General features: G+C 37.0%; 30 protein-coding genes. 3 read left to right on the top strand and 27 right to left on the bottom strand.

Going from position 1 to position 23,917, the window contains the following annotated elements:
- The first annotated feature begins 18 nt into the window (after positions 1–18).
- The gene (locus tag BS85_RS0105515) at positions 19–1,701 is read left to right on the top strand and encodes a phage tail family protein (RefSeq protein ID WP_026943923.1); all 1,683 of its coding nucleotides are present in this window, start codon (positions 19–21) and stop codon (positions 1,699–1,701) included.
- Between the two features lie 172 nt (positions 1,702–1,873).
- Here BS85_RS0105515 and BS85_RS11395 read toward each other — a convergent pair whose 3' ends face one another.
- The 18 genes from BS85_RS11395 to lysA form a co-directional block, all read right to left on the bottom strand.
- Positions 1,874–2,011, bottom strand: a complete 138-nt coding sequence (locus BS85_RS11395; RefSeq protein WP_156938064.1) for a hypothetical protein — start codon at positions 2,009–2,011, stop codon at positions 1,874–1,876.
- A gap of 109 nt (positions 2,012–2,120) precedes the next feature.
- Positions 2,121–2,456 carry a hypothetical protein gene (locus tag BS85_RS0105505; RefSeq protein ID WP_026943921.1) on the bottom strand — a complete coding sequence of 112 codons (336 nt, stop codon included), beginning with the start codon at positions 2,454–2,456 and terminating at the stop codon, positions 2,121–2,123.
- A gap of 1 nt (position 2,457) precedes the next feature.
- Positions 2,458–2,649: a hypothetical protein gene (locus BS85_RS0105500; RefSeq protein ID WP_026943920.1), complete on the bottom strand. Its 192-nt coding sequence runs from the start codon at positions 2,647–2,649 to the stop codon at positions 2,458–2,460.
- Between the two features lie 311 nt (positions 2,650–2,960).
- Positions 2,961–3,905: a thiamine pyrophosphate-dependent enzyme gene (locus BS85_RS0105495; RefSeq protein ID WP_026943919.1), complete on the bottom strand. Its 945-nt coding sequence runs from the start codon at positions 3,903–3,905 to the stop codon at positions 2,961–2,963.
- Positions 3,906–3,915: 10 nt separating this feature from the next.
- Positions 3,916–5,133, bottom strand: coding sequence for a 2-oxoacid:ferredoxin oxidoreductase subunit alpha (locus BS85_RS0105490; protein ID WP_026943918.1), 1,218 nt, complete (start codon positions 5,131–5,133; stop codon positions 3,916–3,918).
- A gap of 2 nt (positions 5,134–5,135) precedes the next feature.
- A complete protein-coding gene (locus BS85_RS0105485) occupies positions 5,136–5,531 on the bottom strand; it encodes a 4Fe-4S dicluster-binding protein (RefSeq protein WP_026943917.1) in 396 nt (131 codons plus the stop codon).
- 9 nt (positions 5,532–5,540) lie between these two features.
- Positions 5,541–6,101, bottom strand: a complete 561-nt coding sequence (locus tag BS85_RS0105480) for a pyruvate flavodoxin oxidoreductase subunit gamma (RefSeq protein WP_026943916.1) — start codon at positions 6,099–6,101, stop codon at positions 5,541–5,543.
- Between the two features lie 224 nt (positions 6,102–6,325).
- The gene (locus tag BS85_RS0105475) at positions 6,326–6,553 is read right to left on the bottom strand and encodes an HP1242/YdcH family protein (protein WP_026943915.1); all 228 of its coding nucleotides are present in this window, start codon (positions 6,551–6,553) and stop codon (positions 6,326–6,328) included.
- A gap of 86 nt (positions 6,554–6,639) precedes the next feature.
- Positions 6,640–7,830 carry a bifunctional glutamate N-acetyltransferase/amino-acid acetyltransferase ArgJ gene (argJ, locus tag BS85_RS0105470; protein WP_026943914.1) on the bottom strand — a complete coding sequence of 397 codons (1,191 nt, stop codon included), beginning with the start codon at positions 7,828–7,830 and terminating at the stop codon, positions 6,640–6,642.
- On the bottom strand, positions 7,823–8,953 hold the full coding sequence (locus BS85_RS0105465) for a potassium channel family protein (protein WP_026943913.1): 1,131 nt from the start codon (positions 8,951–8,953) through the stop codon (positions 7,823–7,825). Before BS85_RS0105465 ends, argJ begins: the two co-directional genes overlap by 8 nt.
- A gap of 22 nt (positions 8,954–8,975) precedes the next feature.
- The gene (rpmB, locus tag BS85_RS0105460) at positions 8,976–9,164 is read right to left on the bottom strand and encodes a 50S ribosomal protein L28 (RefSeq protein ID WP_026943912.1); all 189 of its coding nucleotides are present in this window, start codon (positions 9,162–9,164) and stop codon (positions 8,976–8,978) included.
- Between the two features lie 94 nt (positions 9,165–9,258).
- Complete coding sequence (locus BS85_RS0105455) at positions 9,259–10,218, bottom strand: NAD(P)-binding domain-containing protein (RefSeq protein ID WP_026943911.1); 960 nt, start codon at positions 10,216–10,218, stop codon at positions 9,259–9,261.
- Entirely contained in the window at positions 10,215–10,418 is a 204-nt protein-coding gene (gene ccoS, locus BS85_RS0105450) for a cbb3-type cytochrome oxidase assembly protein CcoS (protein WP_026943910.1), read from the bottom strand. Before ccoS ends, BS85_RS0105455 begins: the two co-directional genes overlap by 4 nt.
- Positions 10,415–10,969 (bottom strand): septum formation inhibitor Maf, encoded by a 555-nt coding sequence (gene maf / locus BS85_RS0105445; RefSeq protein ID WP_026943909.1) that lies wholly within the window; start codon positions 10,967–10,969, stop codon positions 10,415–10,417. The genes ccoS and maf overlap by 4 nt, the downstream gene beginning before the upstream one ends.
- A gap of 67 nt (positions 10,970–11,036) precedes the next feature.
- A complete protein-coding gene (gene acpS, locus BS85_RS0105440; RefSeq protein WP_026943908.1) occupies positions 11,037–11,399 on the bottom strand; it encodes a holo-ACP synthase in 363 nt (120 codons plus the stop codon).
- Between the two features lie 11 nt (positions 11,400–11,410).
- Positions 11,411–11,947, bottom strand: coding sequence for a flagellar basal body-associated protein FliL (gene fliL, locus BS85_RS0105435; protein ID WP_026943907.1), 537 nt, complete (start codon positions 11,945–11,947; stop codon positions 11,411–11,413).
- A gap of 56 nt (positions 11,948–12,003) precedes the next feature.
- Positions 12,004–13,068, bottom strand: coding sequence for a chorismate mutase (pheA, locus tag BS85_RS0105430; RefSeq protein ID WP_026943906.1), 1,065 nt, complete (start codon positions 13,066–13,068; stop codon positions 12,004–12,006).
- A gap of 11 nt (positions 13,069–13,079) precedes the next feature.
- Complete coding sequence (gene lysA, locus BS85_RS0105425; protein ID WP_084310196.1) at positions 13,080–14,333, bottom strand: diaminopimelate decarboxylase; 1,254 nt, start codon at positions 14,331–14,333, stop codon at positions 13,080–13,082.
- 121 nt (positions 14,334–14,454) lie between these two features.
- Here lysA and BS85_RS0105420 point away from each other — a divergent pair, with 121 nt between their 5' ends.
- A complete protein-coding gene (locus BS85_RS0105420; RefSeq protein ID WP_026943904.1) occupies positions 14,455–15,102 on the top strand; it encodes an HAD family hydrolase in 648 nt (215 codons plus the stop codon).
- A 5-nt stretch (positions 15,103–15,107) separates the two neighbouring features.
- Here the strand turns inward: BS85_RS0105420 and BS85_RS0105415 are convergent, their stop codons facing one another.
- The 8 genes from BS85_RS0105415 to BS85_RS0105380 form a co-directional block, all read right to left on the bottom strand.
- Positions 15,108–15,848, bottom strand: coding sequence for an SIMPL domain-containing protein (locus BS85_RS0105415; RefSeq protein WP_026943903.1), 741 nt, complete (start codon positions 15,846–15,848; stop codon positions 15,108–15,110).
- Positions 15,849–15,923: 75 nt separating this feature from the next.
- A complete protein-coding gene (gene rplT / locus BS85_RS0105410; protein WP_026943902.1) occupies positions 15,924–16,277 on the bottom strand; it encodes a 50S ribosomal protein L20 in 354 nt (117 codons plus the stop codon).
- Positions 16,278–16,383: 106 nt separating this feature from the next.
- Positions 16,384–16,578: a 50S ribosomal protein L35 gene (rpmI, locus tag BS85_RS0105405; protein ID WP_026943901.1), complete on the bottom strand. Its 195-nt coding sequence runs from the start codon at positions 16,576–16,578 to the stop codon at positions 16,384–16,386.
- Positions 16,579–16,603: 25 nt separating this feature from the next.
- Entirely contained in the window at positions 16,604–17,119 is a 516-nt protein-coding gene (infC, locus tag BS85_RS0105400) for a translation initiation factor IF-3 (RefSeq protein ID WP_026943900.1), read from the bottom strand.
- Entirely contained in the window at positions 17,116–18,933 is a 1,818-nt protein-coding gene (thrS, locus tag BS85_RS0105395) for a threonine--tRNA ligase (protein ID WP_026943899.1), read from the bottom strand. Before thrS ends, infC begins: the two co-directional genes overlap by 4 nt.
- A gap of 87 nt (positions 18,934–19,020) precedes the next feature.
- Positions 19,021–21,852, bottom strand: coding sequence for a cytochrome c biogenesis protein CcsA (gene ccsA / locus BS85_RS0105390; protein ID WP_026943898.1), 2,832 nt, complete (start codon positions 21,850–21,852; stop codon positions 19,021–19,023).
- Positions 21,853–22,043: 191 nt separating this feature from the next.
- Positions 22,044–22,691, bottom strand: a complete 648-nt coding sequence (locus tag BS85_RS0105385; RefSeq protein WP_026943897.1) for a ferritin family protein — start codon at positions 22,689–22,691, stop codon at positions 22,044–22,046.
- A gap of 401 nt (positions 22,692–23,092) precedes the next feature.
- Complete coding sequence (locus BS85_RS0105380) at positions 23,093–23,314, bottom strand: hypothetical protein (protein ID WP_026943896.1); 222 nt, start codon at positions 23,312–23,314, stop codon at positions 23,093–23,095.
- A gap of 195 nt (positions 23,315–23,509) precedes the next feature.
- Here BS85_RS0105380 and BS85_RS11390 point away from each other — a divergent pair, with 195 nt between their 5' ends.
- A complete protein-coding gene (locus BS85_RS11390; protein WP_156938063.1) occupies positions 23,510–23,674 on the top strand; it encodes a hypothetical protein in 165 nt (54 codons plus the stop codon).
- Positions 23,675–23,739: 65 nt separating this feature from the next.
- Here the strand turns inward: BS85_RS11390 and BS85_RS11070 are convergent, their stop codons facing one another.
- Positions 23,740–23,907, bottom strand: a complete 168-nt coding sequence (locus tag BS85_RS11070; RefSeq protein ID WP_245596303.1) for a helix-hairpin-helix domain-containing protein — start codon at positions 23,905–23,907, stop codon at positions 23,740–23,742.
- Positions 23,908–23,917 lie beyond the last annotated feature (10 nt).

Genomic DNA, 23,917 nt, shown 5'->3' with positions numbered 1-23,917 from the left:
AAATGCAAAGGAGAAAAAATGGCACAAAAAGCATTTGTAGATGAAGTCATAGAGGAGATTGGCACACAAAGCCTAGCTAAACTTGGCTTAAATATTTTTAGCCTAAACACCTATGCCGCTTATGGAGCAAGTGCACAGATGACAAGTGATACCGCAAGGGCATACAATCAGCACAAAAAGAATGATAAATTTTTCGGACAAACTTTTGAAGAATTGGATATTGGAATGCAAAACACAAAAGATTCTCTCTTGAATACAGGTAATAAAACTTACACAACAGACACGCTTGCAGATATTAAATATGCGCAAGATTTTTTAAAAAGTGGCAAAAAAATAGAAAATCTCAATGAAAAAGATAGACAAAAATTAGAATATATTTTAGCCTATTACAAAAATGAAGTGGAAAATATGAATTTTAGCGATTCTACCCTAGCGGCACTTGCTCACAAACACCATACTACAACCGATACCGTAACTTTTGATGAAAAGGGCAATGTTATAAAAACAGCACAGCTCAAAGTGATTAAAAACACAAATGATTTACTAAAAGACTGCTATTTAGAGGGAGAAAACGCACCCGATGAACTCAAAATGCCCTTTGATGATTACAAGAGACATAGAGAAAATTTAGAAGAAATGATTGAAAAAGGTAAAAATTCTGATAACCCAAAAATAATAGAAAAAGCGCAAAAAGCGCAAAAAGCCTTAGAAAAACTCAACGCAAACAATCTCTGTAACCGCTTAATGTGTGAAAATCCTAATGCAACTGCAGTAGTGTTTCAAGGCGTAAGTGCTGGAGGGCATATCCTCCAAGCAGGAATGAGCGATGCGGTTGTTGTCGCACTCTCTACACTTGCAAATGGAATCGTATGGGAAATTAACGATATGTTTCGTGGCAAAATAGATTCTGAAACCCCTGTTTTGGAGCGCATTAAACGACTATTTCAAAGGACAATAGAGGCATTTCAAAAGACTTTTGCAAGAGGGGCTGGATTTGGTATGATAGACGCTGTTGTCGGCATTGTCGGGCAGATTTTCAAATCCATTGCTAAAGACCTGAAAAAAATCTGGGACACCACAAGAGCTAGTGCAAAGTCCATTTATAATGGAATCTATGACTATATAAGCGGAAAAATTACAAATATGCAAGAATTGCTAAGAGTGATTCTAAAATCCATCTTTTCTGCCGCTGCGGTAGTTGGCGTTGTCGCCTTACAAAGCACATTAGAAGCAAAAATGATTGCGTTTTTAACGCCTGTTGTCGGAGTGATTGGCGCATCACTCGCAAATATCCTCTCTACGATTCTCTCAATCGTCGCTGGAGCGTTCGCGGTCGTGCTAAGTATGCGTAGCATTGATATGGCACTAGATGCATTCTTCGGCGCTTTAGATTATGCAGAATTCTCCGCAAAAAGAGCCGAAGCAATCATAACCCTATGCGCAGAAAACCTCCCCCAACTCATAGAGGAAAGAGAGGAAATAGAAAAGCTGATAGAATCCACGCATAAGGAGCGGTTAATCACGCTTGAAAGCTCGTTTGCAGATTGCGCAATCGCAATAGAAAATAACGATGATGTCACTTATACTGAAGCATTGCAAAAGATTAATGCGCTTTGGGGAGCGGAATTAAAAATCAAAACAATAGATGATGTGAAAGAGATTTTGCAACAACCCAATAGAACAGGTTGCCTAAAGTGGTAATCTGAAAAAAACCGATAGACAAACAATGTTGTGGGCGATTCTTACTGCTATTTTGGGACTTGTTTTAGTCCCAATCATTTTCTTATTTAAATTAGTATGGATTCTTGTGATTTTTGGAATCCTTGGATTATTAGCACTCTTTAACCTCTCTCCTTACGCCTTTGCAATAGTGTTAGGAATCATTGGCTTGTGGCTCATCTTGTCTTACTACAACACAAATGCGAAAGACTAAAAAGCTAAAATGATAGATGATACCATAGCAATTTTGGAGAATCCCGATAGAACAAGTCATTAAATGGTAGAATTCCATAGAGATTCTATCCCGCCATCTTTAATTTCTTTAATTTTTAAATTCCTTTTTTATTATCTTTAAAATATTTATCACTTTCACGACCATTATCATAGTCAGTAATTCTCCTCTAACCATATAGCTTCTTAATATCTATATGCTCATCCATCTCTTGTTTTGCTTGTTCATCACAACAAAACAAAAAATCTCCCTCATTCGTTACAAGAATCATCTTATCAAAATCATAGGCAATCGGAAATTCTACCACAACAGACAAACTTTTTTCTCCTCGAGGAAATGTAGTCAATGTTTTATCCAAAACTACTGAAGCTATAAAATCTTCCCGTAACAAGAATATAATTTTTTGAATCAAAATCTTATATTTCACCGAAACGTCTAACCATTTCTCTGCAACTGAATCTTTGCTTGTTAATTTAGACTCATAAGTGTTTATGCAAGGAATCATCTTATTCCTCGCATTTGGAGTTAAAATTTATATCCAATTTTCTCTTAATGTGATACCATTTATCACCCAAAGCGTCCATATAGCCATAATCGCCCATTTGACCTTTCAAAGTATTTTTGTTCTTGTCAATCTCCTCATCAAGCCACTTCTTAGCAATCCAACCTGCCGCAAATCCTACAACAAATCTAAGCATAATGCCTCCTTAAAAATTGAATGTATAGATTTCTCTATAGGCAAATTATAAACCAACAATATGACAGGATATGACGCAAAAATTCATTTTATAAAATTTTGCTGCTTTTTGTGGAATTGCGCAATGCGATTCTATGTATCTAATAGTTTGTGCGGATTCTATGCTCTCATAATGGACAATATTCTTAACAATAAAAAAGAAAGATGAAAAATAGATTCTAAACAAGGGCTATTGCGCCCCTTAAACGCAGTATGTTAAATCTTTATAAATCTTACAAAATAGCAAAGCTTACAAGCTCTGCTATCGCCTCATTATACTTTTGCCTCTTCGCGTCTTTGGAGGTATTCCCAATACTCATCTACTCTTTTTTGCCATTCTACAATCAAGTATTCATTCTCTGGCTTAAACAAATGCTTGAATCTTGCTTGTGCGCCTAGATAATCACGCACAGGGACGACATTTTTAGGACGATAAGTGATTTTCAACTCGCGCCCATTGATGATTTCAAAAAGCGGAAATACAAGAGAATCCACCGCTAAATCACTCATTTCAATGGTTTGATTTGCAGGGAATCTCCATTCTGTGGTGCAAGCACTCATTGCGTTAATAAAAGTAGGTCCCTCTGTTTCAATTGCGGTTTTGATTTTTTTACTCATATCCTTCCATTTATTAGGCGCAACTTGTGCTACATAAGGTGCGCCGTGCGCTGCCATAATGAAAAGTAAATCTTTTTTTCTATCCTTTTTACCATAGCTGACGCGCCCTGCTGGTGTAGTCGTTGTAGAAGCACCAAGCGGTGTAGAACCACTCCTTTGTCCCCCTGTGTTTGCATACACTTCATTATCCAAGCACACATAGGTGAAATCGTGTCCTCTTTCAAAGCAACCACTAATAAATTGGAATCCAATATCATAAGTAGAACCATCTCCACCAAAGGCTACAAACTTAGGCTCTTTATCGCTATAAAGTTTATTTTTACGCTTCAATGCCTTATACATTGCCTCTGCTCCCGCAATCGCAGTGGAGCTATTTTCAAATCCGATATGAATCCAAGGCGTATCCCAAGAAGTATAAGGATAAACTGCGGTGCTTACCTCCAAACAACCGGTGGAAGTTGCAATCAACAAAGGGTGTGAAGTCGCATTTAATACTTCTCTTACAATCATTCCGTGCGCACAACCCGGACATAAAAGGTGCGCACCCTCAAATCGCTCACTCGCTTTTGAATATTGTTTTAAATTTTTAATTTCACTCATTTCGCGCTCCTTAATTAAATCCAAGTTTTGGACCTCTAAGTCCGATAAATTGCTGTGTTGGGTGTGTTAGCTTCCCTGCTTTTGCATTCGCTTGTAACTCTTTTAGAATCTCTTGTAGATTGCTTTGTGTCAAGTCGCGTCCGCCCAATCCATAAATATAGTTGCTTACCACAGGCTTGTTTGTGCCGTGATAAAGTGCTGCTACACCCTCGTTATAAAGCATTCCCATAGCACCCGCTGGTAAGCTTCTATCCAAGAATGCAACCGCCTTTACTTTGCTCAAACTCTCACAAAATGCAAGATAAGGGAATGGGCGTAAAGAACGAATGCTAACAACCCCTGCTTTGATTCCATTTTTTCTTGCTTCTTTTGTAGCGATTCTTGCGGATTCCACGGTTGTGCCAAGTGCAACAATCGCAACTTCCGCATCTTCCATATCGTATTTTTCTACGATATTATATTTGCGCCCTGTGAGTTTTTCAAACTCTTTAAAAGTGCGCTCAATTACGCCCATAGATTGCATAATCGCATTGTGTAATTGCGCCTTATGCTCAAAATGCCAATCCTCCTCTGTTTGCGCTCCATAGGTTGCAGGACGCTCAAAGTCTAGCATTGCATTTTTGGGTTTATAATCGCCGATAAACTTATAAGCCTCTTTGTCGCTTAATGGACGCACACTCTGTGCAGTATGCGAACAGATAAATCCGTCTTGATGCACCATAACCGGTAAGCGCACATCATAATCCTCTGCAATTTTAAATGCCATAAGGTTGAAATCATACGCTTCTTGCGGATTATAGGTGCATAGATTAATCCAACCTGCATCGCGTCCTAAATACATATCTGAATGGTCTCCATTGACATTTAAGGGACTTGCAAGTGCGCGATTCACAACATTTAGCACGATTGGCAAACGCATACCAGAAGCTTGATAAAGCACTTCCACCATTAAAGCAAACCCTTGTGAGCTAGTTGCAGTCGCTACACGCCCACCAGCAGCCGCAGCACCTACACAGCCACTCATCGCAGCGTGTTCGGATTCCACCATTACAAACTCGCCATCAATATAACCATTAGAAAGAAAAGTTGCATAATTTTGCACAATCGGGGTTGAAGGCGTAATAGGATAAGCAGAGACAACATCAATTTGCGCTTGTCGCATTGCGTGGCTTGCCGCCATATTTCCGTCCCAAACTTCTACTTCTTGTAATTCATAAACTTCTGCCATTATTAATCCTTTTTCTTTTCTTCTTTTTTAGGCCACTTGCTAAGCGCATTTTCATTGCTTTCATAATCACTAAACATTAGCAGCGATTTAGGATTGGTTGGACATACATCTACGCACACACCACAGCCCTTGCAATGCACATAATCCACACCACTCATTTTTTCATCTCTCACAAGAATTGAAGAATCCGGACAATAAACCCAGCAAAAATAGCAATTAATGCAATGCTCTGTATTATAAACAGGTTTTTCTACACGCCAATGCGCCACACTTGCCTTATAAGAGCTATCCTCACGATAATCCCTAGAATCTGCGTGTTTTTCTACTGCCGCATTGCCTTTATCAAAAGGAAACAGCACAGAACCCGCTTCAAATTCATTCCAGCCTTTATATTCCATAATTTTCTCCTATTTTACTTCGTTGTATGCTTTTCTAATCACTTCCATATTTGCATCAATCACTTTTTGGGGAAGTTTTTTGCCTAATACTTTCTTGAAAGATTCCAAGAAAAAGTCCAAATCTAGCGCACCAGAAATTTTCAAAAATGCTCCAAGCATTGGTGCGTTAGGGATTGACTTGCCAAATGCTTCTAAAGAAAGTCCAATACAATCTAATGTATAAACCTCCTTGCCTTTAAGCTCCGGCTTGGATTCCAAAAACTCCTCTTTGCTTAAATGTGTCGTAATAATGTATTTTGTGGAATCCTTCTCATTTGCGCAAATATCTGTGATATAGACTAAACCCGGGTCAATAACTAAAATATAATCGGGATTCATAAATTTTTCGTGATTAAGAATGGGTGTATCATCAATGCGGTTATAGGCAGTCATTGCTGCACCTCTTTTTGCTGAACCATAAAACGCAAACGCCTGCACCTCTTTGCCCGTCCCTGCAATCACATCTGCTAAACCTTTTGCTCCGGTTACTGCACCTTGTCCTGCACGGCTATGCCATCTAATCTCAAGCATAATGCCTCCTAAATTTTAATTTTAAAGTTACAAGTCTGATTATAAAAAAAATGCGCTTAAAAAATTTACTTTTATGGATTGCAAATCCTGCAAAAAGTGATTAATGTGTAAAAATAACTCACTTTGTATAATTGTAACACCATAAAACTATTTATCTATATTTTCGGGGATTTTTATTATTTAAAGGAGGAAGAATCCTTATAAAGCCTTAAAAAGGCTTTATATTATTTTTTGTTTTCTTTGATGTATTCCATTACCATAGCATAAGCTTCATCTTTCAAATCAAGCTTCTTGCGCTTTAGTTCGGATAATTCCATATCTGAAACATGTTCTCTGCCTTCTACTATGTCTTGGATTTTTTGATCCAACTCATTATGTTCATCAAAAATCTTTGCAAAATGCGCATTTTCCTGCTTTAACACACTAATTTCATCGCGATATTCGTGCAACATCGGTTCTCCCTTGAAGTTAAACTAAAAATCTAATTATAGACAAACTTGCCTTAATACTTACCATTTTTTAAATTTTTTATCTTTAATTAAGAACGATAATCTGCATTGATTTTTACATATTCATAGCCCAAATCACAACCATAAGCCACAAAAGATTCCTCACCTTTGCCAATCTCACAAGAAATCCTAAAAGAATCTTGCCTTAAAACTTCAGCGGCTTTTTTTTCATTTTCTTCATCAAAATAGATTGTTCCTTGTTTATATACACATACTTCATTGAAGTAAATTTCTAATGTTTTAGAATCGCACTCAATTCCACTTGCTCCAATCGTTGATGCGATTCTACCCCAATTAGGGTCGCAACCAAATAATGCCGTTTTGACAAGCAAAGATTGACTTAAAGCCTTTGCTGCCTTTTGTGCTTCTTCTTGTGTTTTTGCCCCCCTAACCTCAAAAGCTACAAGCTTTGTTGAGCCCTCGCCATCACGCACAATATCCGTTGCTAATTTATGCATAAGCTTTTCTAATACAAACCCAAAAGCTTCTTTATCATACGCTCCACTCTTACCATTGCTTAGAAGCAAAATAGTATCATTTGTAGAAGTATCCCCATCTACACTAATGGCATTAAAAGTTGTTTTTGCCGCCTTTTGCAAAATCTCTTTCATATCAGATCTTGGAATCTTCGCATCTGTTGTAATAAAACATAGCATTGTTGCCAAAGAGGGATTAATCATTCCCGCACCTTTACACATCGCGCCGATTTTAAAACTTGTTTTATCCTCCAAAACCACCTCAAAAGCAATTCTTTTGCTAAATCTATCTGTTGTCATAATTGCTTCTGCTGCACACAAATCTTCTTTTTTGCCTAAATCAAACTTTGCAAACGATTCTATAATTTTTTCTTTGGGCAATTGCACCCCTATAACTCCTGTGGAACTCATTATGGGATTCTTAATCTCGGAAAATTTCTCTTGGAGTTTTCCCAATACTTCTTTAACATTCTTTATACCCTCATCGCCCGTTAGCGCATTGGCATTTTTGGAATTAATTAAAACAAAATTTGTTTGAAAATCTTTATCGTATTCCTTATAGTGCAAAATGGGAGCAGCACAAAATCTGTTCTCCGTGAAAATCCCCTCCACTTCACATAAGGAATCTGCGTAAATAAAGGCAACATCTAAAGCCCCTTGACTCTTTAATCCTGCATTGACGCCATCGCAATAAAACCCCTCTGCGGCTGCAACTCCACCTTGAATTGGAAAGAAACTAAACATATTTTAACTCCTCTGGTTTATCTTTTTTGGATATTAGCTGCTTTGTTAGACGCACACCTTGAGAAGTCCCAATCACTAACAATTTGCACCCACTTGTTACAAGAGTATCTCCATTAGGCATTGAGATAAATTTTCCATCTTTTTGCGTAATTCCTACAACAGAAGTCTGCGTAATTTCTCGCACGTGCGCTTCTTTTAACTTCTTTAGCACAAGCCAAGAATAACGTGGAACAATAATCTCTTCTAAATCTAGCGGGGTATCTTTTTGATAAGCAAAACGTTCCAATAAATTCTCCATATCTGGACGCGTTGCCATTGCATTAACTCTTTGGGCAAACAATCTTGAAGGAGAAACTGCGGAATCCGCTCCAAGCTTTTTTAATTTTTCTTCGTCTTCATTGTTTTTTGCATTCCCTATCACAAAATAGGGTTTTCTGCCCAATTCTCTCTCATAAAGCCTAACGGAAGTAATTTGCGCAATATTATCTGCAATATTATTAGACAATGTAATCACGCCACGCGCACTAGATAGATGGCATTTCAACATTGCAATCTCTGTATGAGGGTCTTCATTAATAAAAAATGGATAATGATATTTTTGCGCAATATCTTCTAAAGAATCGTTGCGATCCACTACAACAAAAGGAATATGCGCTTCACGAAATTGAAGTGCTAGTTGTATGGTATATTCATTGTGATAACAAATAATAAAATGATTTTTTAAACGTGCAATCTTGTAAATCATATTGCGCTCCTTGATAATTGGAATGAGTTTTCCCCGACTAAGCACCTCAATCACACTAATGACGCAAAAGCTTAAGACTAGAGAACCTGCCAACATAACAAATGCGGTATAAAATATACTTAAACCATCAAACTCACCCTCTTTTAATGCACCAAAGCCTGTTGTTGTAAAAGTATAAGAAGCCTGAAAAAATGCGTCCATTAAGCTATAGTCTGTAATGACCATATAGCCAAGTGTACTAAGTATTAAACCTGCAAAGATTAATAAAAAAGATGCGCGGAAAGGCTTTAGCTGTTCATAAAGCAAACCAGACATATCAATGTCTGGCTTTTGAGTGCTTTCCCAATGGAGAAATTTTTTGAGCCTATCAAAAGCCACAGCCCAATCCTAAAAACAAGGATTAAGAGCGTTTCTTCATAGTGCGCAATGTAGAAGCTGCAATTCTTACTTTCATTGCTCTACCATCTTCTAGTTTGATTCTAACCGTTCTTAGATTGGGTAGAGAACGTTTTTTGGTTTTATTATTTGCGTGACTTACATTATTGCCAACCATTGGACCCTTACCTGTAAAAAAACATTTTCTTGCCATTTCTTAATCCTTAAAATTATTAAAATTGAGTGCTGTAAATAGACTTGGGATTCTATCTTAAACTATATAATATAAAGTTTAAATGATATTTCATTTAACCAAGCCGTCTTTTAATTTCTTGCACAATATCAAATCCGTGATTCAATGCCGCCGCAATAGAACCGCCATTTTTATATAAAATATCCCCTGCAATATAAACGCCTTGAATGGAGCTTTGATGCTTATCATCTATCAATGGAACTCCATCGGCATCTAATTCTACGCCGCATTTACGCAGAAAATCCACAGGTGCCATTCCTCCAATAGCATAAACTACACGATCATAGATTGCGCTTGTATTATCCGTAAAATTGACTTGAACCTTACCCTCTTTATCCTCTAAACTTTGAATATCAACTCCCAACTTAGGTTCAATCTTTCCATTTTCAAAACATGCACTCAAGCTTTCTTGATTTGTCTCATTAATTCTTGAAAATTCTTTTCTGCGATAATTTAATGTTACAGGATTACTCTCGCTAAGCACACACGCATATTCTACTGCGGAGTTTCCTCCACCCACAACTAAAATCTTTTCACCATCTACACAACTATTTGCATTAAAATTCACAAGATTCTTAATGCTTGTTGGAATCGGATAGCTAGGCTTATTGGGTTGCCCCATTTTGCCAATAGAGATGATAATAAATTTTGCCTTGATAGTTGTATTTTTTGCAGTATGCACCACGAAATAATTCCCTTGTTTTTCAATGGATTCTACTTCAGTTTGAAATTGCGCTTCAAAACCATTTTCTTGGATAATTTTATCAAATAAATCCAAGGTGCTTTCCTTTGTTCCATCGCAGAAGTAAATATTTCCATTTAACTCAACTTTTTGCCCTTTATAATCCTTATCTACGCGTTTTTTGTCTTTATAAAACTTACGAATCGTTGTAGAATGTCCCTCGCCTTTTTCAAACAAAACAACATCTTTAATGCCCAAAATCATTGATTCTACTGCCGATGCAATTCCGCCCGGACCACCACCGATAATTGCAATATCATAAATTTCTTTCATTCATTTTCCTTTAAATTGGTTTTTGATTTATCTTTTACTGCGTGACGCAAATCCTCTTCACTATCAAACAATACCCCTTGCATCATTTTTTTCTCATCATCAAACTGCCCACTTTTTAATCCCCACAAAAATGCAATCAAACCAATTAATCCAATTACAATGGAGGTAGCAAGCATTACGGCAACCATTGTTGTATTCATACTGCATTCCTTAAAAAAGGCAAGAGAGATTCTATGTTTAATCCCATTGCATTAGAAGTCGCCCCCACTTGTTGCTTAATATAATTTTTATGGAATCCCTCTACCATTACTGCACCTGCTTTATTTTGCCATAAATCACTTTTTAAATAAAACTCTAAATCTTGTTGTGCAAAAGGAAAAAACTCAAAAGCAGTTTGACTTAAATCCATATAAAAAAACCTCTTACAATGTAGAATAGAACAAGTCAAAATTTTTAATGTTTTGCCACTTTGCGCCTCCAAGAAATTACACGCCTCTGCTTTATTTTTTGCTTTTCTTTGCAAGATTCCTTGACAATCAATGACGCTATCCACAATCAAAAGCGGCAAATCCAAGCCATATAAAGATAACGCACTCTTGTGTTTGCCAAGTGTTGCTTGATAAACAAAGCTTTCAGGTTTATCCAAAGGCAACTGCTCCTCATCAAACCCATTATCGCATTGAACAAAAGGGATTCCATACTCTTCCAAAATTTGCTTACGAACTATGGAGGTAGAGCATAAACGCAACATCAAATTCCTTGAATCTTAGAGATAAACTTGTAATTATAATCTCTTTAAAATTATAGTTTGATAAGATTTATTTGTTTTTGAAGCTAACTGCGACAACCGCAATGGCAAATCCACCATCGTGGGAGATAGAAAGGCTTAAGGAATGAATCTTAAAATAAGCCAATTTCTCTGCACTCAAACGAAGCATTGGAGCACCCTTTTTATCCTTAAAAATCCACATATCGTGGAATCCTAATTCTTTTCCGATTCCACATTTAAGAGCCTTAGAACAAGCTTCTTTCGCCGCCCAAAATCCCGCAAGGCTTTGGGGATTCTTGGCAATCTCTATTTCAGATTTATTTAAAAACCTCTTCATTCCCTTATCGCCAAATTTTGCCAATAAAGATTCTATGCGCTTAATCTTGACAATATCCACGCCCACTTCAAACATAGAAAATGCAACTATTGCACAACAAATTCAGTGAAAAACATATTCGCAATCCTGCCATCAACCAAGAACTCGTTTAAACGTTCCATGATCTCTTCTTTAAGTTTTTGTTTGCCTTTTGCAGTTTGCACTTCTTCAAAAGTTTTTGAACTAAGAATTGAAATGATTACATCACGCAAAATATCTCGCTTTGTATCAAGCTCGGTTTGCATTTCTACAATGCTAAGCTCCAATGCAATAGAGGTTTTAAGATAGCGTTTTCCTCCGCCTGAAGTCATAAGATTCACAATAAATTGATCCAAAGGATACATAGGACCAACACTTAAAAGATTACTATTAGGATTGGCTGCACTTCCCTTGTTAGCTGCACTTTGTTGTTGTGGAGCAACATTTTGTGCTTCTGGCTCATCTCCCCCACTAAAAATCAAAATTGCAACAACAATTAATATGATAAGCAACAATGCCACTACGCCAATGATGATAAATAGCAACATTTTATTCTGTTTTAAACCCTCTAATTTGGATTCTTTTTTGGTTTCTTCTTCTGCCATATTTTCTCCTTAATGAAAATTTTATTATATAAAATCTTTTTTTAAATTTTCAAGTTTTACATTTTCAAGTAACTGCCAAGCCATTTTAACTCATTTGGATAACGTCTAAACAATTCACTCACATTCTCATCATCAATATGCCCATCAATATCAATAAAGAAACAATAGTCAAAATCATTTCCTGCAAGCTTTGGACGAGATTGGAAAAAAGTCATATTAATATTTAATTCTTTTACATCATAAAGCAGACGATAAATCGCACCCGGTTTATCATCGTTCGCCAAAATTGCGCACAAAGAAGTTTTGTCTTTACCGCAAGGTTGATTTTTAAAATTGCTCACTACAATAAAACGCGTTTTGTTGTCCGCATTATTTTCAATGTTTTCAAATAAAATAGGAGTGTTGTAGAGTTTTGCTGCAATAGGAGAGCAAATAGCAGCACATTTTGGATTATCCCCCGCAAGTTGCACTGCACGTGCGGTAGAATCTACTGCGATTCTTTGAATATGATCTAAGGAATGCTCACTCAAAAAGCTAGAACATTGCCCAAAAGCAATATCTTTAGAATAAATGATTTCAATTTCTTGAATCTTTCGCGTCCAACTTGCAAAACAATGATGGATAGGCATATAAATTTCAGCGACAATTTTTAACTCTGTATTCCTTAGTAAATCCAAAGTCTCACCCACTACACCATTTTGACTATTTTCAATCGGAATCACCGCATAGCTTGCGCGTTGATTCTCTACGCTTTTAACTGCCTGTGTAATAGTATTGTGGGAAAAATACTCACACATTGCCCCAAACCTACTTTCTGCTGCTTGATGCGTATAACTTCCAAGTGGTCCCAAATACGCCACACGCTCAGGTAATTCAAGATTCCGACTTACTGCAAAAATTTCTAAATAAATTGCTTCAATAGCAGATTTATTGAGCAGCAAAGAACCTTTAGAAGTCAATCTATCAAGAATCTCTTTTTCCCTCTCTGGACGATAAATAGGTGCATTATTTTGTAATTTTGCTTTACCTATACGTTTTACAATTTCCATACGCTTTTCTAATAATTCCAAAATCGTATCATCAATGCTATCAATTTCTGTTCTAAATTTTTGTAAATCCATTGAAGTTTCCTTTATAGATAGTCTTTTTCCAATGCAATTAAATCCTCTATGCTTTCTCTTTTGCGGATTAGCCGCATTTTTTTAGCCTCTATTGCAACTTCTGCGCAACGCGGACGCGTGTTGTAGTTACTCGCCATACTGAACCCATACGCCCCTGCACTCAGCACAGCTAACAAATCTCCGTTTTGTAAAATTGGCAAAGAAATATTTTTACCCAAATAATCCCCACTTTCACAAATAGGACCTACCACATCTGTTGGACTTACATCTTGAGATTCCACAAAAGGCACAATCTGATGATACGCATTGTAAAGACTCGGGCGAATCAAATCATTCATTGCGCCATCTACGATAACAAACCGCTTATTTTGGTGTTCTTTTTGATAAAGCACTTTTGTCAAAAATATTCCGCTATTTCCGACAATAAACCTGCCCGGCTCACAAATAATCGTCAAATCCAATCCACGCAATTCCTCTAAAATTACCTGTGCATAATCATAAGGTTTAATCGTAACTTCATCGCTATAAGTGATTCCAATGCCACCACCAACATCAAAAAACTTGATGTCCATTTTAAGCGCAAGTAGGCTATGCGTTAATTGCGCAATTTTTTGTGCAGATTCTGCAATGGGTTTGAGCTTGGTTAATTGACTTCCAATGTGAAAATGGATTCCAACAGGCTCTAAATATTTAGAATTATGCGCTAACAAATACAAGGCTTTAGCTTCCTCAATACTTACGCCAAACTTGTTTTCTTTTAGCCCTGTTGAAATATAGGGGTGTGTTTGTGGGTCAATGTCTGGATTGACGCGCACAGAGATTCTAGCAGAGATTCCTAGCTCTTTCGCACAGGCTTCTACAAGCAACATCTCTTCTTTGCTTTCCACATTAATAAACAAAATTCCATATTTCAAAGCCTCTTTAATCTCAAATTCCTGCTTACCCACACCACTATAAATAATCTTATATTTAGGAATCCCAGCCAAAATGGCGCGTTGAATCTCTCCTAAGGAAACACAATCTGCCCCACTCTCCAAACTCGCCAACTTTTTAATCACGCTCAAATTAGAATTTGCTTTTAACGCATAACAAATCATTGTTTTTCTTCCACCAAAAGCCGCTTTTATCTGCTCATATTTTTCTTGGATTCTATCCAAATCATAAACATATAAAGGTGTGCCAAATTCTTTTGCAGCCTTTTGCAATAAATCTTTATCAAAATTTCCATCAAGTTTAGGAATATTTTGGGATTCTATATTTTTCATTTCTCCACTCTTGTTTTTCTAGTTGAATTTGTAATTATAATCAAAAATGCCTTAAACCTTTAAACTAAAATTAGTTACACTTTCAAACTTAAGTTCATAGTATTAAAAGGCTCAAAACACAATGAAAGATAAGATTATTTTATTCGACTTAGATGGCACTCTAATTGATTCCACACAAGCGGTTTATGAGGGGGTTTGCAAGGCTTTTGAAACTTTTAACCACCCGATTCCAAGCTACGAAAAAGTTAGTTTGCAGATTGGGCATACACTAGAGGATATGTTTAAAACTTTTGGCGTAGAATCCTCTAAGATTCCAGAGTTTATTGCGGTGTATCGGGAATATTATGGAGAAATTTGCAATGCTAAAACACATCTACTAGATAATGCACAACAAGCAATTACAGAAGCGTATTCCTTTGCGCATTTGGGAGTCGTAACAACCAAAACAGGTAAATATTCTAAAATTATTTTAGAACACCTCAAGGTCTTAGAATACTTTACTTGTGTGGTTGGCAGAGAAGATGTTAAAGAGGCTAAACCAAGTGCCGAACCCATTTTGTTGGCTTTAAAGTCTATGCCCACAAATATTGCGCAAGACAATATTTATATGATTGGCGATACACCTTTGGATATTCAAGCAGCAAACAATGCAAACATAAAAAGCATAGGCGTATTAAGCGGTTATGCAAGTTTGGAATTATTACAACAATACACAAACCACATCGTTCAAGATGCACTAGAGTCAGTACAGAAAATAAAAGGAATATAGAGATTTTAGCGACAGCTAAAAATAACACTGCCTTGTGCTGTTTTTTGTGTATTTTTAGCAGTTGGCAAACTTATATCCTCTAGCATTGCTGCTTCCATTCTTGGTGCTGCGTTTAAAGTAGATTTCATTAAAATAGGCGTAGGCTTTTGATGTGAAATCGCATTTAAATTAATCTCCTTGATACTACACTTTTGCCTAGAAAGATTGGAATATTCTTTAGCTTTTTGTAAAGCAAGTTCTAACATTTTTACATTGAGTTGCTCATCAATTTCCATTAGCGATTTTTCGTCTAACACTTTATCAATGCTTGGAAGAGCAAACAACAAATAAGAATTTCCCCTCACTTCGCTTTCAATTTTTTGAATAATCTTGTTGTAATCCTCTTTCTGCGCTTCGTTAAATTCACAATTTAAAGTATAAAGACTTTCAAATCCATTTTGGGTTTTTTTGCCATTTTTATACTCATAGATTGGGCTAATACTAAAACTTCCACCCTTGCAAATGCTATCCTTGCTTAAGAATCCATTGATATTATTATAGGTTTTAATGATAGCATTTTTATCCGCCAAGCTCAAAGTTTTGAGTTTGCGCAAACTTTCATTTTCCCTCACATTAACCAAACTTACATACTTAGTAGCTTCCAATTCCGCACTTACACTTAAATCTTGTTTGATTAGCATCTCCGCACTTGCTACACCAACTAAACCCACCCAAACACCAAAAATAACAATCAATCTCTTTAACATAGAAATCCTTTAAAATTAACATTACATATTCATTTCAAAAGATTTCTCTAGGATTCCAAAAGGAATCCCAAAATCTTATAGCGCAGCTTTTGCACTCTCAACGATTTTTGCAAATGCTGTTGGCTCATTCATCGCAATATCTGCCAAAATTTTTCTATCTAATGTAATTCCAGCCTTTTTAAGCCCAAACATAAATCTTGAATAACTGATTGCATTGATTCTGCACGCCGCATTGATTCGGACAATCCAAAGCTTTCTAAAGTCTCTTTTCTTTTGCTTTCTATCGCGGAATGCGTAACATAAACTTCTTTCTAGTTGCTCTTTTGCCTTTCTAAAATGCTTATGTCTAGCACTATAAAATCCACGCGCTAATTTTAAAACCTTTTTGTGTCTGCGTCTTCGCACAACTCCTGTTTTCACTCTTGCCATTTTAATCCTTTACCATCATTTATTATATTGTGGTGTGGTATTTCTACCAAACTTGCCCAAAAACTTGGGGAATGACATACTTTAATGTATGAAACTTCTCTCTTGTCTATGCCATACAAAGCATTTTTTTAACCGATTCAATGTTGGCATCATTTACATATTTTGGTGCATTCAAATTCGCAATTTTTCTTGGACGCTTCTTAGTCAAAATATGACTTTTAAAAGCAGAACCGCGTTTGATAAGATTCTTTTTGAGTTTGAATCTCTTTGCTGCGCCACGATTTGTTTTCATTTTTGGCATTGCTTTTCTCCTTTCATAAGATAAATTATTTCTTTGGCGTTACAAGCATATTCACATAACGTCCCTCTACTTTATAATCGCGCTCAATATTTGCAACATCTTCTAGCATAGCTGCGACCTTATTTAGAACCTCAAACCCTGCTTGTGGTTCGCTCACCTCACGCCCACGCAAAAAGACGCGGAATCGCACGTGCTTGTTTTCCTCTAAAAATTCCTTTGCGTGTTTGACTTTATAATTAATATCGTTACTCGCAATCTTAACAGAGAGTTTAATCTCTTTAATCTCAATTTGCTTTTGTTTTTTCTTGGCTTCTTTTTGCTTCTTTTCTTGTTGGTAACGAAACTTTCCATAATCCATTATTTTGCACACCGGCGGCTTTGTGTCCGGTGCAATCAAGACTAAATCCAACCCCTTACTATCTGCAATTTTTAAAGCCTCTTGCGAACTGATTAAGCCATACTGCTCACCATCATCTCCGACACAACGCACTTGTGGAAAATCAATCTCCTCATTGAGGATTACATCATCATTCTTACTCAAAAGCTAACCTCACGCATTTTCTCCTTTGTTAATGCAATAAATTCGTCCAATGACATTTCGCATTGCGCTTTTTCGCGGCGATTCCGCAACGCAACCTTTCTCTCCTCCATCTCCTTTGCACCCAACACCGCAATCATTGGAACCCTCTGCTTTTCTGCATTGCGGATTCTTTTATTGAGTGTTTCATTCTTATCCTCAATCTCCGCATACACGCCGACCTTCAAGAGCGCATTACGCAACTCTTTGGCATAAGCATTTTGCGCTTCATTAATTGGGATAATAATCACTTGTGTAGGAGCAATAAAAAATGGAAATTCTCCGCCAAAATGCTCCGTTAAAATCGCAACAAACCGCTCAAAGCTTCCCAAAATTGCACGATGAATCATTACAGGTTGTTGTGCGGAATTGCTTTCATCAGTATAAGCTAGATTGAAACGGTCGGGTAGATTCATATCAATTTGCACCGTGCCACACTGCCATTTGCGCCCAATCGCATCGGTGATTTTAATATCAATCTTTGGACCATAAAACGCCCCGCCCCCCTCATCAATCTTATAAGCGATTCCGCAACGATTCAATGCGCCTTTAAGTGCGTTGGTTGCTTCTTCCCAAATTTCATCGCTTCCGATAGATTTTTCAGGCTTGGTTGAAATCTCCATTTCATAGCTAAATCCAAAGGCATTCATAATCTTTTGCGTAAAATCAATGATATTTTCTACTTCACTTGCAATTTGACTTGGGCGGCAAAAAATATGCGCGTCATCTTGCGTAAATTCGCGCACACGCAACAATCCGTGTAATACACCACTTTTTTCGTGACGATGCACTACGCCATACTCATAGAATCGCAAAGGCAATTCCCGATAGCTTCGCAATGCACTTTGATACACCTTGATATGCCCCACACAATTCATTGGCTTAATCCCGTATTCTACTTCATCAATCGTTGTAAAATACATATTTTCGCCATAATTTGCATAATGCCCACTCGTTTTCCACACTGCACTTTTTAGAATCTCTGGACCACGTACAGGCTCATATCCGCGCTCAATTAACGCTTGGGTTAATAAATGCTCAAGATTGCGTCTAAGTCTCGCGCCTTTAGGTAGCCAAATCGGAAGCCCCGCTCCAATCTCCTCATCAAAGGTGAAAAGTTCCATTTCCATTCCGACTTTTCTATGGTCGCGTTTCTTTGCTTCCTCTAACTGACGCAAATAGCTATTAAGCGATTCCTTATCTGCAAACGCGATTCCATAGATTCTTGTTAGCATTTCTGCATTTTCATCGCCTCCAAGATAAGCACCAGCAATTTTTGTGAGTTTAAAAGCATTTAAAAGCTTTAAAGTTGGTAAATGCGGACCACGGCACAAGTCCTCAAAATCTCCTTGTGCATAAATACTCAAAGTCCCATCACCTAGTGGAATCCTGCTAATGACGGCTTGTTTTAAATCATCATTTTGAAATTTAGCAATGGCTTCCTCACGCTTTAGGGAATATTTTGTGATTTTTTCACCCTTTTTGGCGATTTCTTTCATTTTGGATTCTATTTTGTTTAAATCCTCTTCGCTGATTTTATGTTGTATGCGAAAATCATAATAAAATCCCTCCTCTACCACAGGACCCACAAAAAACTGCGCTTCAGGATAAAGTGCTTTAATGGCTTCCGCCATTAAATGTGCGCAAGTGTGGCGCATAATAGAGAGTGCGTCTTCGGAATTATCAAAATAAATTGGCTCACCCTTTAAGCCTAATTCCTCTGCGCTTTGTGTATCATAAATTGCATTATTCGCTTTAATTCCAATGATTTGCGACATAAAATTTTGCCCTTAAAATTAAAAATAAGCCTATATTATACCAAAAATTTATAAAATCAACACTTAAAGCATAAAGATTCCGCTCCTTTAAGGTAATTTTGGAGCGGGTAAATCCCCTTTTCTTGCTGCAAAAACAATGAGTAGAATCGTAGCGGCAACAAAATAATACAAAAATACAGGAATCGGTAAAGGGTCTCCTGCGGCATAGGAATGCAATCCAGAGAGATAGAAATTTACCCCAAAATAAGTCATTAAAATAGAATAGAATGCAATCACACTAAGAGAGGCAAAAACATAAGGATTGTTTCCTTTTGGAATGAATCGCGCGTGTAGCACGATGATATACACAACAATAGAAATTAATGCCCAAGTCTCCTTTGGGTCCCAACCCCAATAGCGTCCCCACGATTCGTTTGCCCATACACCGCCTAAGAAGTTCCCGATTGTCAGCATTGCAAGTCCTAAAATCATCGCCATTTCATTGATGGTATGCAAAGTGAGAATCGTGCGGTCTAGTTCAGGATATTTTTGACTTCTAAAAACAAACAAAAGCAAGGTTAAAGCCCCTAGCATAAAGCAAAGCCCCAAGAATCCATAACTTGCAGTAATGATAGAGACGTGAATATTAAGCCAATAGGATTTTAAAACAGGCACAAGATTCCCAATTTGAGGGTCCATAAAGCCCAAATGTGCTACAAACAAAGAGATTCCAGCAAGGAAACTTGCCATACTTTGGGCTAAATAACTTTTTCTAAAGAATACAACCCCAGAGATTCCAGCCGCCCAAGCAATATAAATCATAGACTCATAGGCATTACTCCAAGGGGCGTGTCCGCCGACATACCAACGCAAACCCAATGCAATCGTGTGCGCAAGAACCAAAAGTGCAATCACCCAATGTATCAAGCGACTTGCTAGAATATCTGCATTTTTATGTCTAAAAATCTGCACAAGCACGATTCCAAACAGAACGATTCCAAAGAGCAAATACAAAGGCATAAGATTCTTAAAGGGATTGTAATGGTTTAAAAAAATCTCTAAGTCAATTTGCATTTTGGGCGGAATCAAAGCCGCTCCAAACTTGTTTTGGATTCCATTGAAAGCTTCCAAAGCTAAATCCGCATTCTCCCAATTATTCTCTACCAACCCATAGTGAAAGCTATTAAAATACGCACCAAAGAGTTTTTGAAGCTGACTTGCATTTTCTTTATCAAAACTTGCAATCGCCTCACTTGGCGCAAACCATTTGTCCCCTTCACCGCTAAAGCTTGGGAGGATTCTCAATGCTTGTGCGGTATAAATCAAATACGCCACATTCACGCGCTCATCTACGCTCATCACATCTTTGTCAAACTTATCACGCATTGCGGGCTTTTTGCGATTCGCTTCCTCTAAATAATTACTAAGTTTATAGGTATCTCCTGCAAACAAATCCTCAAAGGCGATATATTTTTCATTTTTATCCACACCAATAATCTCTTTAAGCTTGGGTGTAGAAACTGCTAACATTTTCACCTTTTTAAACTCGTTAGGATACACCATCATACCCAAAAACAATTCCATATTACTAAGCCCTAAAAAGGAATCTTTTTTTGTCATTTTATGCAGATATTCCATCGCCAAAGTATCCACAGGCTTCATTCTGCCGCCAAAATCCTGCACGATTAAGCGTCCAAATTTTTCTGAATGTATGCCGCTCTTTTCTTTTAGATTCTTGATTAAATCCAAAATACTCTCGCTTGTGATTGGCGGAATCTCAAAGTCCTTACCCTCGTGAGGATTGACGCTTTGAGGATTCTCCGTTTGCGGATTTTCAGCCATTTGAGGATTTGCGTGTAATGGAATCGCACTGAAGATTCCAAGAGAAATGGCAAATGCCACAACCAGATTCTGCGTTTTAAGGTATTGCCCCAAACGATAAAAGCGTCCATTTTTTGCAAAAAATGCCCACAATAGCCCCAAAGTTAGCATTGTATAGCCAATATAAGTTGGAATCTTTCCGGGGTCGCGATTCACCGATAAAATCGTTCCTTGCTCGTCTAAATCATACGAGGATTGAAAAAAGCGGAATCCTCCATAATCCAAGACATTATTCATAAAAATCCTATAAGGCTTTTCTATATTGTTTGCAGGGTCTATCAAGACAACTTCCGAAGAATACGAAGAAGGACTCATTGAACCCGCATAGCGGTCTAGTTGAAAGTCTTTTAATGCAATCGCGAAAGGTAGCGCAATCGTGCGACTTCCCCAATCTAGCGCAAACTTCATTCCGCCAAGCATAAAAGGCGTAACCTGCCCTCCTCCAGCGTTTTTCAAGACTTCTAGCTCCTCACTCTCGCCTTTGAAACTAACTTTTACTTTTAATCTGTCTGTATCCATTTTGTCTTTTGCCGGGATAAAATCCACATACTGCACTTCTAAATCCCCATCTCCAAAGGGTAATTTTTGATGGAATCGCTTTTGCACTAGGGGCGTAATAGTTGTTGGAAAAAATGCGCGGTAAAGATTCTCATCAACTTTTGCCAAAATCGTCATAAACTCCTCTTGCGATTCTATCGTATTGCTCTGCTCTCCCTCACGGATATGCATCACGCCTTCAAAGCCATAATAACGCGTAATTGCCGCACCGATAAAAATCACAACCAAAGAGGAATGAAACAAGAAAGAAGCATATTTCTTGCGCTGCAATGCGCGAGAGAGAAGCAACACCCCAATGAGATTCAACACTAAAAGCAAATGCAACAAATCAAACCAAGCCGTGTTATACACCAATGCCTTTGCGCTTGGAGTTCCAAAATCATTTTCCACAAATGTTGCCACCGCACAAGCACTTCCATAAGCAATCAGTAAGATAAATGTAACAAAAAAGCTACAAAATCCTTTCACTACACCATTCACAATTTTTTGTATTTGGTTCATATTTGTTCCTATTATCAAAATTAGAGTGCCATTTTACCCAACTTTTTTTAGGTTTAATTAACAAAAAGCAAACAAAATAAAAAATTAGCCATAAAATTAAAAAATTTTGTATGAATCATTGAGAAAAACAAAAGAATTGTAGAATGAAAGCTCTACAATTCTTAAGTTTTAAGAAGTTAAATAAAGGAAAATTAACCCAAAAATTCTCTTTTAAAGTATTCGCGAGAAGCTTTGCAAAGCGGACAAGCACCCGGAGCTTTTTTACCTCTATGAATATGTCCGCAAATTTCACAAACCCAAACTTCCTCATTACTGCTTTCAAAGAATCCTTCCTCGTCTAGCATTTTTTTGAGTTCCAAATATTCTCTTTCGTGTTCTACTTCTACCTTACCAATCGCAGTGAATAATCTTGCAATGTCTTTTTTGCCTTCCTCTTCGGCAATTTTTGCAAAATTTGGATACATTATCGTATGTTCATAATTTTCACCCTCTGCTGCAGTCAGCAAATTCTTTGCAGTAATTTCCAATTCTTTTCCATCTACAATTTTATGATATGCTTTAAATTCCGCTCTTGCGTGCCATTTCTCATTTTCTGCCGCTTCTCTAAAATGTGTTGCCACCGCGTGCCAACCTTCTTCTTGAGCTACATCAGCAAACAAATCATATTTATTGCGCGCCATAGATTCTCCAGCAAAAGCCTTCATAAGATTAACAGCTGTTAAGTCTTTAGTAATGCAAGTCATTTCTGCTCCACAACAACTCAATGTACCTCCACCTACATTTTGCACTTCTACCTCATTGCCACATTTTTGGCATTTATAAGTTTCATATTGTCTCATCAACAAATCCTTTCTATAAAATTGAGATGAAATTATAGCATAACTTTTTTAATTAATAAACTTTATCCATTAATTTACATTTGTTTTCATAAAATACACTCAAAATAGAAATATTGATAAAAAGGCTAACCCTCTATTACCCCCTAGAAACCCTCTGTTTTTAATTATGTGTTTCACACATTTGCGCACCGACTTATTCCCACCTATTCCCTTTAGCAATCTTTGCAATAAATTCTCTCTTTTTATCTAAAAAGAATACTAGGAATCCTTTTGAGATAAGACACACAAGGTAAGCAAAAGCACAAATAATTCTTGATTATTGCTCTATGAAACCTTTTGCAGAATAGTTAAAGAATACAAAAGGATTCAGAGATAAAACTTTAGAGAAACTCAAAAGAGAATTATCCAAAAATCCCAAAAAAGAAAGAAACAACAAAAGAAATGATTAGTATTTCACTTTTTATCTCCACAAAAACTTGCAAAGATTTAGAGGATAAGAAGTAGTTTAATCCTCTTACAACTATTCTAAAGATTCCATTAGCCTCTTTGTTCTTGTAAGAAATAAAATATGAAATGGTAAAACAATCCAATCCATAATCAAACACATTCAAGATTCTATCCACCTTGTCCTTGCAAGAAATAAAATAACAAAGTAATCCATAACACAGAATTTCACTTATAATTCTACAACTTCAAATTTTTAAAGATTCCATTGTTAAATCTAATTTTTGCTTGATAATAGATTGCCACGATTGGAATCTCGCAATGACTAAAATAAAACACTCTATGCGCAACATTATAGATTTACACTAAAGCAGATGAGTTGCTTACGCAACACACAACACGACTTCTTACAAAGTCTCACAATGACATACTACCACTTAGTCATTGCGTCTCCCACTTCTGTCCTTGCAAACGCTAGTGTTGCAATCCATAATCCAATATATAGAAGGCTTTGCAATGGGGGATTTAAAGCAATTTAAGATTATGGAATCTTAGAATCTAAACGCAAGATTCTTTCCTTTGGACACCATAAACTCAAATTCCCTTACTCTTTATTCTCTTTCTTTCCCTTGCTCCCTTTACCCTCTTTTGTCTTTGGAGATTCTTCTACAATAAATTCTCCTTTGAGCTTCTCTAAAGTCTTCTTTCCAAAGCCTTTCACATTTCCTAATTCATTGACGGATTCAAAGGGTTTATTGGAGCGATACTCTATGATTGCTTGC

This window comes from Helicobacter rodentium ATCC 700285 (genome assembly GCF_000687535.1).
Lineage (GTDB): Bacteria > Campylobacterota > Campylobacteria > Campylobacterales > Helicobacteraceae > Helicobacter_D > Helicobacter_D rodentium.
The sequence above is the reverse complement of the archived record's forward strand: the minus strand, read 5'-3'. Positions and strand labels throughout refer to the sequence as shown.

What these genes read in the sequence shown, in the direction of transcription:
- BS85_RS0105490 (WP_026943918.1), bottom strand. Translation starts at nt 5,133, where the DNA reads ATGGCAGAAGTTTATGAATTACAAGAAGTAGAAGTTTGGGACGGAAAT.
- rplT (WP_026943902.1), bottom strand. Translation starts at nt 16,277, where the DNA reads ATGGCAAGAGTGAAAACAGGAGTTGTGCGAAGACGCAGACACAAAAAG.
- thrS (WP_026943899.1), bottom strand. Translation starts at nt 18,933, where the DNA reads ATGTCGCAAATCATTGGAATTAAAGCGAATAATGCAATTTATGATACA.
- BS85_RS0105415 (WP_026943903.1), bottom strand. Translation starts at nt 15,848, where the DNA reads ATGTTAAAGAGATTGATTGTTATTTTTGGTGTTTGGGTGGGTTTAGTT.
- BS85_RS0105385 (WP_026943897.1), bottom strand. Translation starts at nt 22,691, where the DNA reads ATGAGACAATATGAAACTTATAAATGCCAAAAATGTGGCAATGAGGTA.
- lysA (WP_084310196.1), bottom strand. Translation starts at nt 14,333, where the DNA reads ATGAAAAATATAGAATCCCAAAATATTCCTAAACTTGATGGAAATTTT.
- ccoS (WP_026943910.1), bottom strand. Translation starts at nt 10,418, where the DNA reads ATGAATACAACAATGGTTGCCGTAATGCTTGCTACCTCCATTGTAATT.
- BS85_RS11390 (WP_156938063.1), top strand. Translation starts at nt 23,510, where the DNA reads ATGAGTTGCTTACGCAACACACAACACGACTTCTTACAAAGTCTCACA.
- fliL (WP_026943907.1), bottom strand. Translation starts at nt 11,947, where the DNA reads ATGGCAGAAGAAGAAACCAAAAAAGAATCCAAATTAGAGGGTTTAAAA.
- BS85_RS0105455 (WP_026943911.1), bottom strand. Translation starts at nt 10,218, where the DNA reads ATGAAAGAAATTTATGATATTGCAATTATCGGTGGTGGTCCGGGCGGA.
- BS85_RS0105515 (WP_026943923.1), top strand. Translation starts at nt 19, where the DNA reads ATGGCACAAAAAGCATTTGTAGATGAAGTCATAGAGGAGATTGGCACA.
- rpmB (WP_026943912.1), bottom strand. Translation starts at nt 9,164, where the DNA reads ATGGCAAGAAAATGTTTTTTTACAGGTAAGGGTCCAATGGTTGGCAAT.
- rpmI (WP_026943901.1), bottom strand. Translation starts at nt 16,578, where the DNA reads ATGCCAAAAATGAAAACAAATCGTGGCGCAGCAAAGAGATTCAAACTC.
- argJ (WP_026943914.1), bottom strand. Translation starts at nt 7,830, where the DNA reads ATGTTTAGTTTCTTTCCAATTCAAGGTGGAGTTGCAGCCGCAGAGGGG.
- BS85_RS0105485 (WP_026943917.1), bottom strand. Translation starts at nt 5,531, where the DNA reads ATGGAATATAAAGGCTGGAATGAATTTGAAGCGGGTTCTGTGCTGTTT.
- BS85_RS11395 (WP_156938064.1), bottom strand. Translation starts at nt 2,011, where the DNA reads ATGGAATTCTACCATTTAATGACTTGTTCTATCGGGATTCTCCAAAAT.
- BS85_RS0105495 (WP_026943919.1), bottom strand. Translation starts at nt 3,905, where the DNA reads ATGAGTGAAATTAAAAATTTAAAACAATATTCAAAAGCGAGTGAGCGA.
- BS85_RS0105505 (WP_026943921.1), bottom strand. Translation starts at nt 2,456, where the DNA reads ATGATTCCTTGCATAAACACTTATGAGTCTAAATTAACAAGCAAAGAT.
- maf (WP_026943909.1), bottom strand. Translation starts at nt 10,969, where the DNA reads ATGTTGCGTTTATGCTCTACCTCCATAGTTCGTAAGCAAATTTTGGAA.
- acpS (WP_026943908.1), bottom strand. Translation starts at nt 11,399, where the DNA reads ATGTTTGAAGTGGGCGTGGATATTGTCAAGATTAAGCGCATAGAATCT.
- BS85_RS0105420 (WP_026943904.1), top strand. Translation starts at nt 14,455, where the DNA reads ATGAAAGATAAGATTATTTTATTCGACTTAGATGGCACTCTAATTGAT.
- ccsA (WP_026943898.1), bottom strand. Translation starts at nt 21,852, where the DNA reads ATGAACCAAATACAAAAAATTGTGAATGGTGTAGTGAAAGGATTTTGT.
- BS85_RS0105480 (WP_026943916.1), bottom strand. Translation starts at nt 6,101, where the DNA reads ATGCTTGAGATTAGATGGCATAGCCGTGCAGGACAAGGTGCAGTAACC.
- pheA (WP_026943906.1), bottom strand. Translation starts at nt 13,068, where the DNA reads ATGGATTTACAAAAATTTAGAACAGAAATTGATAGCATTGATGATACG.
- BS85_RS0105500 (WP_026943920.1), bottom strand. Translation starts at nt 2,649, where the DNA reads ATGCTTAGATTTGTTGTAGGATTTGCGGCAGGTTGGATTGCTAAGAAG.
- BS85_RS0105475 (WP_026943915.1), bottom strand. Translation starts at nt 6,553, where the DNA reads ATGTTGCACGAATATCGCGATGAAATTAGTGTGTTAAAGCAGGAAAAT.